Genomic DNA, 12,849 nt, shown 5'->3' with positions numbered 1-12,849 from the left:
CATGCTGGCGCGCGACTGGTATTACAACGAGCGGAACCGGATGGGGATCGGGCCTGCAGTGGCCTCGATCTACGACAGTCATGACGATGCCGATCTACGCGCGCGCGCAGCGCTGAAAATGCTCGGCGTCCAGCGCGGCTGGCGCATTGCCGATATCGGTTGCGGCAACGGCGTGCTCGCGACCGAGGCGGCGCTGATGGGCGCCGAGGTCGATGCCATCGACATCTCGCCCGCGATGCTGGCGCTCGCCGAGATCTACGCGCGCGACCGCAAGGCGCCCGTGCGCACGCAGTCCGCCGGCCTGCTCAGCTTCGCCTACCGGCCGGAATCCTATGACCTGATCGTCAGCGAGTTCACGCTGCACCATCTGCCGGATTTCTGGAAGGCGGTAGCCATGTCGCGGATCTATCGCGCGCTCAAGCCCGGTGCCACTTTCTATTTGCGCGACATCGTCTACGCCTCGATGCCCGATGCCGTCGAGCGCGACGTTGACCAATGGGCCGACTTTGAGATCAAGAACCATGATGTCCCGCGTGAAAGTGTCGTCACCCACATGCGCGACGAGTATTCCACTTTTGGCTGGGTCATGGAGCGGATGCTGACCGACGTCGGCTTCACGCTGGTCTCGGCCGATTACCACGCCCCGATGCACGGCACCTATCTGCTGCGGAAACCCAATTCCTCCACGTAACGGCCGGCGAGCAAGGCTCGACCAGAACAACAAACAGGGCTGCACGACAGGGCAGAACCGGGAACGACAATGAAGCCGGCCGACATCCTCATCGCCATCCTGGTGGCGGTCATCTGGGGGCTTGCCTTCGTGGCGAGCCGGATCGCGCTCGACGAATTTTCGCCGGAGCTGATGACGGCGATGCGCTTCACCATTGCCGCGGTGCCGTGCCTATTCATCCGCAAGCCCAAAGTCGCCTGGTCGCTCCTGATCGCGATCAGCTTCACGCTCTTTCTCGGCCAATTTCTGAGCCAGGCCTATGGCATCGCCCATGGCGTGCCGGTGGGGCTGACCAGCGTCGTCGTGCAGAGCCAGGCGCTGTTCACGATCGGCTTTGCCGCGATCGCATTCGGTGAGCGGCCGACGCCGGTGCAGACGCTGGGCATCGTCATCGCAGCCATCGGCCTTTTGATGATCTGCGGCACGGTCGGCTATGATTTCAGCGTCGGTGCCTTCGCCGTGCTGATGATCGCGCCGGTCAGCTTTGCGGTCGGCAATGTCCTGCTGCGCGGCGCCCGCGGCGTGCCGATGTTCGATCTGTTCGCCTGGTTGTGCCTCGCCACCGCGGTGCCGCTGTTCGCGCTCACGCTGGTCGTCAACGGACCGACGCCGACCTGGCAGTCGCTGATCCACATGTCGCTCACCGGCCTCATTTGCCTGCTGTTGATCGGCGGCATCTCCACCAGCATCGCCTATTGGCTGTGGGGCCGGCTGCTGCGTGACTATCCCCCTGCGCAAGTGGTGCCGTTCGCGCTGCTGGTGCCGTTCGTCGGCTCGGCTGCGTCCAGCATCGTGTTCGGCGAGCGGTTCGGCCCGCTGCGTCTCGCCGGCATGCTCACCGTGATCGGCGGTATCGCGGTGATGGTGCTGGCGAAGCGTCCGCAAGTCCTGCCGAAGACCGCGTGAGGTGACTATGGCCTATTCGCTCTTCTATGCCTTCCTCGCCTTTATGGTCGTGATGTATTTCACGCCCGGGCCGAACAACATCATGCTGCTGACCTCGGGCCTGACCTACGGCTTTCGGCGCACCATCCCCCACGTCGCCGGTATCGTCATCGGCTTTGCTTTCATGATCGCCGCCGTGGGTCTCGGGCTCGGCACAGTGTTTCTGGCCTATCCGATCCTTCAGACCATCCTGAAATACGCCGGCGCGGTCTATCTGATTTACCTTGCCGCCGTGATTGCTTTGTCCGGCCCGACCACGCCGGACGGCGAGACCGGCCGCGGCCCGATGACCTTCTGGGGCGCGGCGATGTTCCAGTGGATCAACGCCAAGGGCTGGGTGATCGTGATCGGCACAATCACCGCCTACGCGGCGATTGCCCGATTCCCCATCAATATCGCGATCCAGACCCTGGTCAGCCTACTCGTCGGCGCGGTCTCGACCGTGGTCTGGGTCCTGTTCGGCACTGCACTACGGCCGGTGCTGACCTCCGAGCGGCTGGTCCGCGCCTTCAACATCCTGATGGCGATCCTGCTGCTGGCGTCTCTCTACCCCGTCGTTATGGATGCATGATGCCTCAGCTTTCCATGCAGAAACGGGTTTCCCAGGGGGCCGAAAATGCTCTAGACAGCCCCCGAAATCCGCAAATTTCACCGTCCGAGACCTGACCGACAAGACCTGACCAAACGGCCGATTCCGGCCCCTGAACGAGGAAACGACCATGCGTGTTTATTACGATCGCGACGCCGACCTGAACCTGATCAAGGGCAAGAAGGTCGTCATCGTCGGCTATGGCAGCCAGGGCCACGCCCATGCCCTGAACCTGAAGGATTCCGGCGTCAAGGACGTGGCGATTGCGCTCCGCAAGGGTTCGGCCTCGGCCAAGAAGGCGGAAGCTGCCGGCTTCAAGGTGATGGAAGTCGCCGAGGCCGCCAAATGGGCCGATCTGGTCATGATGCTGACCCCGGACGAGCTCCAGGGCGACATTTACCGCGAGCACCTGCACGACAACATGAAGAAGGGCGCCGCCCTCGTCTTCGCGCACGGTCTCAACGTCCACTTCAACCTGCTCGACCCGCGCGCCGATCTCGACGTTCTGATGATCGCGCCGAAGGGCCCCGGCCACACGGTGCGTTCGGAATACCAGCGTGGCGGCGGCGTGCCCTGCCTGATCGCGATCGCCAAGGACGTCTCGGGTAACGCCCACGACCTCGGCCTGTCCTACGCCTGCGCCGTCGGCGGCGGCCGTGCCGGCATCATCGAGACCACTTTCAAGGAAGAATGCGAGACCGACCTGTTCGGCGAGCAGGTCGTGCTCTGCGGCGGCCTGGTCGAGCTGATCAAGGGCGGCTACGAGACGCTGGTCGAAGCCGGCTACGCCCCGGAGATGGCCTATTTCGAGTGCCTGCACGAAGTGAAGCTGATCGTCGACCTGATCTATGAAGGCGGCATCGCCAACATGAACTACTCGATCTCCAACACCGCGGAGTACGGTGAGTACGTCACCGGCCCGCGCATCGTCACCGACGAGACCAAGAAGGAGATGAAGCGGGTTCTGAACGACATCCAGTCCGGCAAGTTCGCCCGCGACTGGATGCTCGAGAACAAGGTCAACCAGACCTCGTTCAAGGCGACCCGCGCCAAGCTCGCCGAGCACCCGATCGAGGAAGTCGGCGCCAAGCTGCGCGACATGATGCCCTGGATCAAGAAGGGCGCGCTGGTCGACAAGTCGAAGAACTAAGCGGCCGTTCGGATGCGGCGTATCGGTTGCGCCGCATCCGGACACGCGAGCGAAAACACAAGCTTCGCTCGCCAAACCAATTCTTAAATCTTCGCGATTATATTCGAGCGAGATCGCAACCAGCGGTCTCGCTCTTTTCGTCTCGCGCGAAGCATTGCTGCTTCATTCAAATTCTTCGCGAGCTGAAGTGCTCCCTGAGCATGAAGAACTGACGCTTAAACCACATTCTTGGTCTCGCGTTGTTTTCGGAATTTCTCAGAAGCTCCCGATCCTCAAAAGCCCAGCGTCTTCAGGGTCAAGGATTCGGCTCTTCATCCATACCTTCAGGATGCAATCAATCGCACGTCGCGAGGTTCGCACCTCGCTTCAACTTAAGAACTGACACCCGCGGCGTCTCCTTGAGCGGTGGACGGCATTGCGCCCCGGCACCTTTCGCCTGCATGATCGCGGGAGCTCTTGGGGAGGAAGATCATGCGATCCGTCGTCGTCACCGGCGCGTCCACTGGCATCGGCTGGGCCATTGCGAAGTTTCTGATCGGGCGCGGCTATCGTGTTTTCGGTAGTGTCCGCAAGCAGGCCGATGCGGATCGGCTCATGGGTGAATTCGGTACGAACTTCACGGCGCTGCTGTTCGACGTCACCGACGAGGCGGCGGTCCTCGCGGCTGCGCGAAAAGTCCGCGAGGCGCTGGGCGGCGAGACGCTGGCCGGTCTCGTCAACAACGCCGGCGTCGCGGTCGCCGGTCCCGTGCTCGAATTGTCGGTCGACGACTTTCGCCGGCAGATGGAGATCAACGTCATCGGCCCGGTCATCGCGACGCAGGCCTTTGGGCCGCTGCTGGGCGCCGACCCGTCGCTGGAGGGACCGAAGGGCCGGATCGTGATGATCAGCTCGGTCGCGGGCAAGAACGGCAATCCGTTGTCGGCGCCTTACTGCACGTCCAAGCATGCCATCGAAGGTCTGTCGGAGAGCTTGCGCCGCGAATTGATGCTGTTTGGCATCGACGTCATTATCGTCGCACCCGGCGCCGTCAAGACGCCGATCTGGAGCAAGGCCGAGCAGATCGATCTTTCGGTCTACCAGAACTCGCCTTATCTGCCGGCGCTGAACAAGGTCATGGCGTTCATGATGAAGCTCGGCGAGACCGGGCTGCCGGCCGAGCGGATTGCCGAGGTCGTTTTCGAGGCGCTCACCGCCGAGAGGCCCAAGGTTCGCTACCAGATCACGCCGGACCGGATGCGGCATTTGATGACGGCCACGCTGCCCAAGCGTGTGGTCGACCGCATCATCGCCAAGCGGCTCGGGCTGCTGCCGCAGGGCTGAGCCTCCGAGGTGAGACCATTGCCGGACAGGTGATCAATTTCCGATCGTGGGAGCGTCTTGAGATGCCGGCTTATGTGATTTTCGACGTCGAGATCAGGAATTTGCAGCAGTACCAAAGCTTCATGTTGGGCGTGAAGCCCGCCCTGGAGGCCGCTGGAGCTCGATATCTGGCGCGAGGGGGCGCCCACAAGGTCTACGAGGGAGACTGGCAGCCCCGCAGGATCGTTCTGCTGGAATTCCCATCCGTCGCAGCCTGGGAGGCATTTTACACAGGCGCGACCTACCAGGGACTCAAAGCGGTCCGGGACGCTTGCAGTTCTGCCCGCCTGGTCAGCGTCGAAGGCCTCGACTAGACGGCAAGTCGGTTCTGCACTGCGGGATTTGCCCTAGGGACGAATTGGGCCCGGAGACCGATCGGCTTCCGCTAACATTAAGCGAAGGTCGGACCGCGACACGCGTTGCTTGTCCGTGACCGTTCAATTACAGTTTTATGACACGGTGCAGGCCTTCCGGCTGCGCCGAACGCCGCAGGCCCGGTCAGCCGGCTCGGCATCACCGTGCCGGACCAGCAGTTGCGTGTCGTCGATGGCGTCCGCGCCCAATCCAGGTCCTTCTGCCACGACCGCCGTGCTGGCAAGCGTCGCCGCGCTCGGCATCTGGCGGCTGCTCGCGGTTGCAGCGCCGCATCTCGCGGCGCTCGTCCTGATGTACGAGTCCGAGACGGATTTCGGCGCACGGCTCTCCTTCGTGCTGGCCTGGGGCATCCTCAACTTCTTCTGGATCGCGCTGCTGCGGCGGCCGGCGCTCTCGGGTGCGCTGTCGCTGACTATGGTCGTGGTGCTGGTGCTGCTGTCACGGCTGAAGCACGACGTCGTGCAGATGACGGCCAACTTCATCGACCTGATGATGATCGACCGCGACACGGTGGCGTTCCTGTTCACGATCTTCCCGAATTTGCGCTGGTCGGTGATCGGGGCCGGCCTGGTCACGCTGCCGCTGATGTATGCGCTGTGGTGGCTCGACCCATTCCGCATCCGTAGGCTACCGGCGCTCGCCTCGATGCTCGCCTGCCTCGCCGCGCTGGTCGGCTATTCGCTCTACCATCCGGACGAGGCTTGGCGCGGCTATTACGACGACGGCTATCTCTCGAAGTTCTTCCGCTCCGGCGTCAGCGCGGTCTCCGACTTCGTGCAATACGGCTTCATGGAGTCGGCCGCTTCGACCAACGAACGGCTCAACATGCCGCTGGTCGATGCCTGCCATCCTGCCGGCCGGCGGCCGAACATCATCATGGTCCATGATGAATCGAGCTTCGACATCCGCGCCGCGCAGGGCATCAAGGTGCCGGCCGGCTACGGCAGCCATTTTAAATCCTGGGACGGCAAGGAGCGCGCGTTCCTGGCCGAGAGCAATGGCGGGCCGAGCTGGTTCACCGAATACAACGTGCTCGCGGGGTTGTCGTCGCGCTCGTTCGGCCGCTTCGCCTATTTCGTGACGCGCATTGCAACAGGCCGTGTCGAGCGCGGCCTGCCGCTGGCGCTGCGCCGCTGCGGCTACGACACGATGTCGCTCTACCCCGCCTATGGCGGCTTCATGGCCGCGCGCAGCTTTCAGGTGACGACCGGCATCGAACGCTTCCTCGACTCCAAGGATCTCGGCGCCAAGGATGTCGAGCCGGATAGCTTCTTCTACGACAAGGCGCTCCGGCTGATGGGCGAGCGGACGCCGAACAAGCCGCTGTTCACCTTCATCTATCTCGGCGCCAATCATTTCCCCTGGGAGACGCGCTTCCGCCCGGATCTGCTGCCGAACTGGCGCGCACCGGGCAATGTGCCGTCCATCGACGAGTACCTGCGGCGGCAGGCGATGAGCGCCGAGCAGTACAACGCTTTCCTCGCGGGCTTGAAGAAGAAATTTCCCGGCGAACCCTTCCTGATCGTGCGCTACGGCGATCATCAGCCGGAATTCGCGCCCGGTATCCTCGAGCCCGGGCTCGACGAGGGCGCTCTCGGCAAGAAGCTCGACGCCTACGACCCACGTCTCTACGCGACTTACTACGCGATCGACGCCGTCAATTTCGAGCCGGTGAAAAGCGAGGCCGTGATGGACACGGTCGACGGCCCGTATCTGCCGCTGGTCATCCAGGAAGCCGCCGGCATCCCGCTCGATCCGTCCTTCGCCGAGCAGAAGGAGATCATGCTCCGCTGCAAGGGCATCTTCTACGGCTGCAAGGACGGGGCCGAAGCGCGCCGGCTGAACCGGCTGCTGATCGATGCGGGGATGATCAGGGGGCTGTAGCGTCTCTCCAACGTCGTCCTGGCGAAGGCCAGGACGACGTTGAACGAATGGCGCGGCTACCGCCCACCCACCTTCTCCCATAGCCATTTCGCCACTGCATCCGGCGACGAATTCGCGTCATTGCCGGCGGCGCGCAAATTAGCTTCGCGCATGGTCGCGATGTCGATCTTGCCGAGCAGCGGCTTCACCGCGGCCCGCAGCCGTTCGTCGCCGGCGCGCCTTGGGGCCAGCAACAGGATCGCATCGTAGGGCGGGATCGCGTGGCTGGGATCGTCGAGCGTAACGAGATCGTATTTTGCGATCAACCCGTCGCTGGTGTAGCCGGCGATGACATCGACCTCGCCGCTGGCGACGGCCGCATACATGAAGTCCGGCTGCATCTGGCGCTGGGCGCGGAACGAGAGGCCATAGGCTTTTTGCAGCGCCGCCCATTCGGGTCGCGAGAAAAACTCATAGTCGCCGGCGATCGACAGGGTCGAAGCATGCGCGGCGAGATCGGCGATGGTGCGGATGCCAAGCGCCTCGGCGCGCTTCTTCGGGATCACCAGCGCATAGGCGTTCTCGAAACCGAGCTCGCCGAGCAGGGTGATGTTCTCCTTCGCAAGCGTTGTCTGCAGCTCCGCCAACAGCTCCGCGCGCGGCTTGATGTCCGTGCGGTGAAGCTGATTGGCCCAGAGCGTGCCGGAATAATCGACGTAGAGATCGATATCGCCGGCTTTCAACGCCTCGAAGATCACGCTTGAGCCGAGACCGGATCGTGCGACGGCGGAGAGACCGGCGGCCTGAAGCCGGTCCCGCATCAGCGCCGACAGCACATACTGCTCGGCGAACGTCTTGGCGCCGACGACATAGTTCTGTGACGAGCGCCCCATCGTCGGCACCAATGTTGCGGCGACCAGTGCCGCGATCCCGGCCGCGCCAAGCGCCGCACGCACGCGGCTGCGCCAGCGCAGGCCGCTCTCGATCAGGCCGAGCAGTTGATCGACGGCGAGCGCCAGCAGGGCCGAGGCAAAGCAGCCGAACAGCACGAACACCCAGTTCTGGGTCTGGAGCCCGGCAAAGATGTAATTGCCGAGGCTGGTCTGCCCGATCGGGGTCGACAGCGTCGCGGTGCCGATCACCCACACCGCGGCGGTGCGGATCCCCGCCATCATGACCGGCAGCGCCAGCGGCAGTTCGACCATCACCAGCGACTGCCGCGCGGTCATTCCGACGCCTTTGGCAGCCTCTATCAGCGCGGGATCGATGCCGTTGAGGCCGGTGATGCCATTGCGCAGCACCGGCAGCATCGAATAGAGCGCCAGCGCCAGCATCGCCGGCAGGAAGCCGAAAGCGGAGAATGAGACGCCGAACCAGGCCAGCGCCACGGAGGCCGCGAGCAGCAGGAGCGGATAGAACAGCGCGAGCAGCGCCAGCCCGGGCACCGTCTGCACGATGCTGGCGAGCGCGAGCAGCACAGCGCGCGGCGTGGGACGGTTGCGCGTCAGAATCGCCAGCGGCAGGCTGACGATCAGGCCGAGCGCAAGCGCGGCGAGACTCACCCGCACGTGGTTGCCGAGATAGTCGGGCAAATGCGCCAGCGCTTCGCCCCAACGCGGATCGGTGAAAAGGCTCATGCCGCCCCGCCCTTTAGCAGCAGCGCGTTCAATCGCTCGACCTGGCGTCGCGGCGTCCGCAGCAGCTCCAGCACGTAGGCGTCGCTGCTTTTCGAGAGCTCCACTGGCGTGCCCTGCGCCAGCAGCTTCCCGCTGCGCATCACCGCGATGCGGTCGGCCAGCAAAATCGCTTCCGTCATGTCGTGGGTGATCATCACGGTGGTCAGGCCGAGCTTGCGGTGCAGCTCGCGAAAATCGTCGCTGAGCGCATCGCGGGTAAGGGGATCGAGCGCGCCGAATGGCTCATCCATCAGCACGATGCGGGGCCTTGCCGCAAGCGCCCGCGCCACGCCGACACGCTGGCGCTGGCCGCCCGAGAGCGCATCCGGCAACCGCCCGCGATGGGCGGCCCGGTCGAGCTGCACGAGCTCGAGCAACTCATCGACCCGTGTTGCGATATCCGCTGCCGAGACGCCGAGCAGCTTCGGCGTGATCCCGATATTGTCGGCGACGCTCAGATGCGGGAACAGTCCGCCGCTCTGGAAAACGTAGCCGATGCGGCGCCGCAGCGCGACCGGATCGACGGATTGCACGTCGTCGCCCTCAACCGTGATCGTGCCCCCATCCGCCTCGATCAGGCGGTTGGCGAGCCGCAGTAGCGTCGTCTTGCCCGAACCCGAGCCGCCGACGACGGCTACAAATTCGCCTTCGGCGATGTCGAGTGACACATCGTCCACGGCCTTGAGCGCGCCGAAGCTCTTGGTGACGTGGGCATAGCCAATCATCGGCCTGGACGGCATCGGGCGGGGCTCACTGCGCTGACCCGCCCCAAAGAGGGAGGGGATGACAAGGCCCATGCGTAGCACGCTTGGCGGCTTGATTGAACTTGGTCGCGCGAGCGGCTAAGGCATCGGGCCAAGTTCGGAGGAAGCATATGATAACGCCTACGGCAGTGGCGCTGGAAGATGCCAAGGTCGCGTTCCAGTTGGGCGATGGCCGGGTCTATACGGCGGTGGAGAAGGCGCATCTGACGGTGGCGCAGGGCGAGTTCGTCGCCATCGTCGGCCCGACCGGCTGCGGGAAATCGACGCTGCTCAACGTCGCGGCCGGGCTGCTGAAGCCGGCTGCCGGGAGCGTCAGGATATTCGACCAGCCACTTGCCGGGCTGAACCGGGACGCCGGCTACCTGTTCCAGGCCGATGCGCTGTTCCCCTGGAAGACCGCGCTCGACAACGTCGCGATCGGGCTCGAGGTCAGCGGCACGCCGCGCAGCGAGGCACTGCCGCGGGCGCAGACATGGCTGACCTCGGTCGGTTTGGGCGCCTTCGCCAACCGCTATCCGCACATGCTCTCGGGCGGCCAGCGCAAGCGCGTGGCGCTGGCGCAGGTGCTGATCCGCGATCCAAAGATCCTGCTGATGGACGAGCCGTTCGGGCCGCTGGATGCACAGACCCGGCAGGTGATGGGCAACCTGTTGCTCGACCTCTGGAACGCTGACCGCAAGGCCGTGCTGTTCGTCACCCATGATCTGGAAGAGGCGATCGCGCTCGCCGACCGCGTCGTGATCATGTCGGCGGGGCCGTCCTCCCGCATCATCGGCGACTGGCGCGTGAGCCTGCCGCGCCCGCGCGACATTTTCGAAGTGCGGCTGGACAAGGAATTCCATGCGCTTCATCGCGAGATCTGGAGCGTGCTCAAGGACGAGGTCATGAAGGGCTATGCGCAGTCCACGCAAGCGGCGGAGGCGGTCTGATGTCGCGCGTCACCCTGCTTACGCTGCAAGTGCTGGTCGCGGTGGTCTGCCTCGCGCTGTGGCAATTGCTGTCGACCGTGCCCGTGTTCGGCAAGATCCTGCTGCCGCCGTTCTTCTTCTCCAATCCGGTCGATGTCTTCGCCCAGATCGTCAAATGGTTCTCGTCCGGTGTGATCTGGAAGCATCTCGGCATCACGCTGACGGAATCGATCCTGGCCTTCGTGATCGGATCGGCCGGCGGTGTGCTGATCGGCTTCTGGTTCGCGCGCCAGCCGCTGGTCGCCGCGGTGTTCGATCCCTACGTCAAGATGGTCAACGCTCTGCCGCGTGTGGTGCTGGCGCCGATCTTCGCGCTGTGGCTTGGGCTGGGCATCTGGTCCAAGGTCGCGCTCGGCGTGACGCTGGTGTTCTTCATCGTGTTCTTCAACGTCTATCAGGGCGTCAAGGAGGTCAGCCGCACCGTGCTGGACAACGGCCGCATGCTCGGCATGAGCGAGCGGCAGCTGATGCAGCACGTCTATTGGCCTTCGGCGCTGTCGTGGATGTTCTCCTCGCTGCACACGTCGGTCGGTTTTGCCGTGGTCGGTGCCGTCGTCGGCGAGTATCTGGGATCGGCGGCGGGGCTCGGCTACCTCATTCAGCAGGCCGAGGGCATATTCGACGTCGCCGGCGTCTTCGCCGGCATGTTCGTGCTGTCGGCCTTCGTCATCCTGATCGATTTTGGCGTGACATTGGTGGAGCGGAGACTGCTGGTCTGGCGCCCGACCGTGGACGGGCGTGGCTAAGCCGCGAGGGGCCCGCGCACCGCGCGAGCCCCGGATCGCGAAAGCTCAATCCAGCAGCTTGGTGTCATCGGGGGCCTGCGGCGGCGTCTTGATCGCGATCGCCTTGACCTGTCCGCTGATCGGCTTGGTGCCGCCATGCGGCGTCCCCTTCGGGATGATGACGAGGTCGCCCGGCTTCACCGTGACTTCCTTGTCACCGAACCAGATCGTGCCGGTGCCCTCTAAAATGTACTGGATCTCGTTGGTGTTGGGATGCATGTGCTTGGGCACATTGCCGACCTGGATCGAGATGGTGGCGCCATCGGCGCTTGCGAACGTCTTGGAGCGGTAGCCGACGGCGTTGGCGTTCCCCAGCGCGTCGCCCTCCATCTCGCCGGTGTGGATGATCTGCGGAGTGATGTTCTCCGCGGCCAGCGCCGGCCGCAGCAGGTGGGTTGCGCCGCATCCGGCGGCAAAAGCGGTGGCGATCGACAGTCCGATTGCAAGGCGATTCATGGATGATCCTCCCCATCAAGAATTGTTCTTGTGGGCTTCATGCTATTGCGCCGAAAGGCCGATGGCCAGCGCCTTCGGTCCTGCTTCTCAAGCCAGCCCGGCTGCTTTATGGTGCCGCCAGCCGAACGGAGGAAACCAATGAAGAACACGATAGCCAGGCTCGCGGGCGCGCTGCTCGCGCTGACGCTCACCACCGGTCTTGCCGCGGCGCAAAGCAAGGTCACCATTGCGATCGGCGGCGGCTCTTGCCTGTGCTATTTGCCGACAGTGCTGGCAAAACAGCTCGGCGAATACGACAAGGCCGGCCTCAATGTCGAGCTCGTGGACCTCAAGGGCGGCTCGGACGCGCTCAAGGCCGTGCTCGGCGGCAGCGCCGACGTGGTCTCCGGCTATTTCGACCATTGCGTCAACCTCGCGGCCAAGAAGCAGGAGCTTCAGGCGTTCGTGGTCTATGACCGCTATCCCGGCCTCGTGCTGGTGGTTTCGCCGTCGCACACCAACGAGATCAAGTCGATCAAGGACCTCGCCGGCAAGAAGGTCGGCGTCAGCGCGCCCGGCTCCTCCACCGACTTCTTCCTCAAATATATGCTCAAGAAGAACGGCGTCGATCCCGCCAGCACCGCCGTGATCGGCGTCGGCCTCGGCGCCACTGCGGTCGCCGCCATGGAGCAGGGCCAGATCGACGCGGCCGTGATGCTCGATCCCTCCGTGACCGTGCTCCAGGGCAGCCACAAGGATCTGCGCATCCTCTCGGACACCCGCACGCAAAAGGATACACTTGAGACGTTCGGGGGCGAATATCCCGGCGGCGCGCTGTACTCGACCGCGGCCTGGGTTGCCGGCCACGAGAAGGAGACGCAGGCGCTGACCAACGCGATCCTGGGCACGCTCGCCTGGATCCACTCGCACTCGCCCGAGGAGATCATGGCGAAGATGCCAGAGGAGACGGTCGGCAAGAACAAGGACCTCTATCTCGCGGCACTGAAGAACACGATCCCAATGTTCTCCGAGACCGGCAAGATGGACCCGAAGGGCGCCGACGCCGTGCTCGCGGTGTTCAGCGTTGGATCGCCCGAGGTCGCCAACGCCAAGATCGACGTCAGCAAGACCTTCACCAACAAGTATGTCGAGCAGGCCAAGAAGACCACGGGAAGCGTCAAATAACTGACGCGAAGGCGTGGTCATC

General features: G+C 64.1%; 13 protein-coding genes. 10 read left to right on the top strand and 3 right to left on the bottom strand.

Going from position 1 to position 12,849, the window contains the following annotated elements; genetic code table 11:
* The first annotated feature begins 1 nt into the window (after position 1).
* The 7 genes from ACFQX9_RS12410 (at position 2) to ACFQX9_RS12380 (ending at position 7,035) form a co-directional block, all read left to right on the top strand.
* Positions 2–691, top strand: coding sequence for a class I SAM-dependent methyltransferase (locus tag ACFQX9_RS12410; RefSeq protein WP_007613338.1), 690 nt, complete (start codon positions 2–4; stop codon positions 689–691).
* A gap of 69 nt (positions 692–760) precedes the next feature.
* A complete protein-coding gene (locus ACFQX9_RS12405; RefSeq protein ID WP_018454343.1) occupies positions 761–1,636 on the top strand; it encodes an EamA family transporter in 876 nt (291 codons plus the stop codon).
* Between the two features lie 7 nt (positions 1,637–1,643).
* Positions 1,644–2,246 carry a LysE family translocator gene (locus ACFQX9_RS12400; RefSeq protein ID WP_377788718.1) on the top strand — a complete coding sequence of 201 codons (603 nt, stop codon included), beginning with the start codon at positions 1,644–1,646 and terminating at the stop codon, positions 2,244–2,246.
* Between the two features lie 148 nt (positions 2,247–2,394).
* Complete coding sequence (gene ilvC / locus ACFQX9_RS12395) at positions 2,395–3,414, top strand: ketol-acid reductoisomerase (RefSeq protein ID WP_377788716.1); 1,020 nt, start codon at positions 2,395–2,397, stop codon at positions 3,412–3,414.
* A 471-nt stretch (positions 3,415–3,885) separates the two neighbouring features.
* Complete coding sequence (locus ACFQX9_RS12390; protein WP_018454345.1) at positions 3,886–4,737, top strand: SDR family oxidoreductase; 852 nt, start codon at positions 3,886–3,888, stop codon at positions 4,735–4,737.
* 62 nt (positions 4,738–4,799) lie between these two features.
* On the top strand, positions 4,800–5,090 hold the full coding sequence (locus ACFQX9_RS12385) for a DUF1330 domain-containing protein (protein WP_377788714.1): 291 nt from the start codon (positions 4,800–4,802) through the stop codon (positions 5,088–5,090).
* 232 nt (positions 5,091–5,322) lie between these two features.
* Positions 5,323–7,035 carry a sulfatase-like hydrolase/transferase gene (locus ACFQX9_RS12380; RefSeq protein WP_377788712.1) on the top strand — a complete coding sequence of 571 codons (1,713 nt, stop codon included), beginning with the start codon at positions 5,323–5,325 and terminating at the stop codon, positions 7,033–7,035.
* Positions 7,036–7,091: 56 nt separating this feature from the next.
* Here the strand turns inward: ACFQX9_RS12380 and ACFQX9_RS12375 are convergent, their stop codons facing one another.
* Together ACFQX9_RS12375 and ACFQX9_RS12370 are read right to left on the bottom strand one after the other, a co-directional pair.
* A complete protein-coding gene (locus tag ACFQX9_RS12375; RefSeq protein WP_377788710.1) occupies positions 7,092–8,651 on the bottom strand; it encodes a glycine betaine ABC transporter substrate-binding protein in 1,560 nt (519 codons plus the stop codon).
* Complete coding sequence (locus tag ACFQX9_RS12370) at positions 8,648–9,430, bottom strand: ATP-binding cassette domain-containing protein (protein ID WP_377788708.1); 783 nt, start codon at positions 9,428–9,430, stop codon at positions 8,648–8,650. The genes ACFQX9_RS12375 and ACFQX9_RS12370 overlap by 4 nt, the downstream gene beginning before the upstream one ends.
* Positions 9,431–9,564: 134 nt before the next feature.
* On the opposite strand from ACFQX9_RS12370, the gene ACFQX9_RS12365 reads away from it, so the two are divergent.
* Together ACFQX9_RS12365 and ACFQX9_RS12360 are read left to right on the top strand one after the other, a co-directional pair.
* Entirely contained in the window at positions 9,565–10,383 is an 819-nt protein-coding gene (locus tag ACFQX9_RS12365) for an ABC transporter ATP-binding protein (RefSeq protein WP_085395022.1), read from the top strand.
* The gene (locus ACFQX9_RS12360; protein WP_018454351.1) at positions 10,383–11,168 is read left to right on the top strand and encodes an ABC transporter permease; all 786 of its coding nucleotides are present in this window, start codon (positions 10,383–10,385) and stop codon (positions 11,166–11,168) included. Before ACFQX9_RS12365 ends, ACFQX9_RS12360 begins: the two co-directional genes overlap by 1 nt.
* Before the next feature lie 45 nt (positions 11,169–11,213).
* On the opposite strand, the gene ACFQX9_RS12355 is transcribed toward ACFQX9_RS12360, so the two are convergent.
* Positions 11,214–11,663 (bottom strand): cupin domain-containing protein, encoded by a 450-nt coding sequence (locus tag ACFQX9_RS12355; protein WP_085350257.1) that lies wholly within the window; start codon positions 11,661–11,663, stop codon positions 11,214–11,216.
* 138 nt (positions 11,664–11,801) lie between these two features.
* Between ACFQX9_RS12355 and ACFQX9_RS12350 the strand changes: the two genes are divergently transcribed.
* Positions 11,802–12,827 carry an ABC transporter substrate-binding protein gene (locus ACFQX9_RS12350; RefSeq protein WP_204512029.1) on the top strand — a complete coding sequence of 342 codons (1,026 nt, stop codon included), beginning with the start codon at positions 11,802–11,804 and terminating at the stop codon, positions 12,825–12,827.
* Positions 12,828–12,849: the final 22 nt, after the last annotated feature.

Origin of the sequence: Bradyrhizobium sp. GCM10028915, from assembly GCF_042666195.1 — a bacterium.
GTDB classification, from domain to species: domain Bacteria; phylum Pseudomonadota; class Alphaproteobacteria; order Rhizobiales; family Xanthobacteraceae; genus Bradyrhizobium; species Bradyrhizobium canariense_D.
Note: the sequence above shows the minus strand (reverse complement) of the source record. Positions and strands in the feature narration are given on the sequence as shown.

Excerpts from the sequence above, each read along its gene's own strand:
- ACFQX9_RS12355 (WP_085350257.1), bottom strand. The coding sequence starts at position 11,663 with ATGAATCGCCTTGCAATCGGACTGTCGATCGCCACCGCTTTTGCCGCC.
- ACFQX9_RS12410 (WP_007613338.1), top strand. The coding sequence starts at position 2 with ATGCTGGCGCGCGACTGGTATTACAACGAGCGGAACCGGATGGGGATC.
- ACFQX9_RS12385 (WP_377788714.1), top strand. The coding sequence starts at position 4,800 with ATGCCGGCTTATGTGATTTTCGACGTCGAGATCAGGAATTTGCAGCAG.
- ACFQX9_RS12400 (WP_377788718.1), top strand. The coding sequence starts at position 1,644 with ATGGCCTATTCGCTCTTCTATGCCTTCCTCGCCTTTATGGTCGTGATG.
- ACFQX9_RS12350 (WP_204512029.1), top strand. The coding sequence starts at position 11,802 with ATGAAGAACACGATAGCCAGGCTCGCGGGCGCGCTGCTCGCGCTGACG.
- ACFQX9_RS12405 (WP_018454343.1), top strand. The coding sequence starts at position 761 with ATGAAGCCGGCCGACATCCTCATCGCCATCCTGGTGGCGGTCATCTGG.
- ACFQX9_RS12365 (WP_085395022.1), top strand. The coding sequence starts at position 9,565 with ATGATAACGCCTACGGCAGTGGCGCTGGAAGATGCCAAGGTCGCGTTC.
- ilvC (WP_377788716.1), top strand. The coding sequence starts at position 2,395 with ATGCGTGTTTATTACGATCGCGACGCCGACCTGAACCTGATCAAGGGC.
- ACFQX9_RS12390 (WP_018454345.1), top strand. The coding sequence starts at position 3,886 with ATGCGATCCGTCGTCGTCACCGGCGCGTCCACTGGCATCGGCTGGGCC.
- ACFQX9_RS12375 (WP_377788710.1), bottom strand. The coding sequence starts at position 8,651 with ATGAGCCTTTTCACCGATCCGCGTTGGGGCGAAGCGCTGGCGCATTTG.
- ACFQX9_RS12370 (WP_377788708.1), bottom strand. The coding sequence starts at position 9,430 with ATGCCGTCCAGGCCGATGATTGGCTATGCCCACGTCACCAAGAGCTTC.
- ACFQX9_RS12360 (WP_018454351.1), top strand. The coding sequence starts at position 10,383 with ATGTCGCGCGTCACCCTGCTTACGCTGCAAGTGCTGGTCGCGGTGGTC.
- ACFQX9_RS12380 (WP_377788712.1), top strand. The coding sequence starts at position 5,323 with ATGGCGTCCGCGCCCAATCCAGGTCCTTCTGCCACGACCGCCGTGCTG.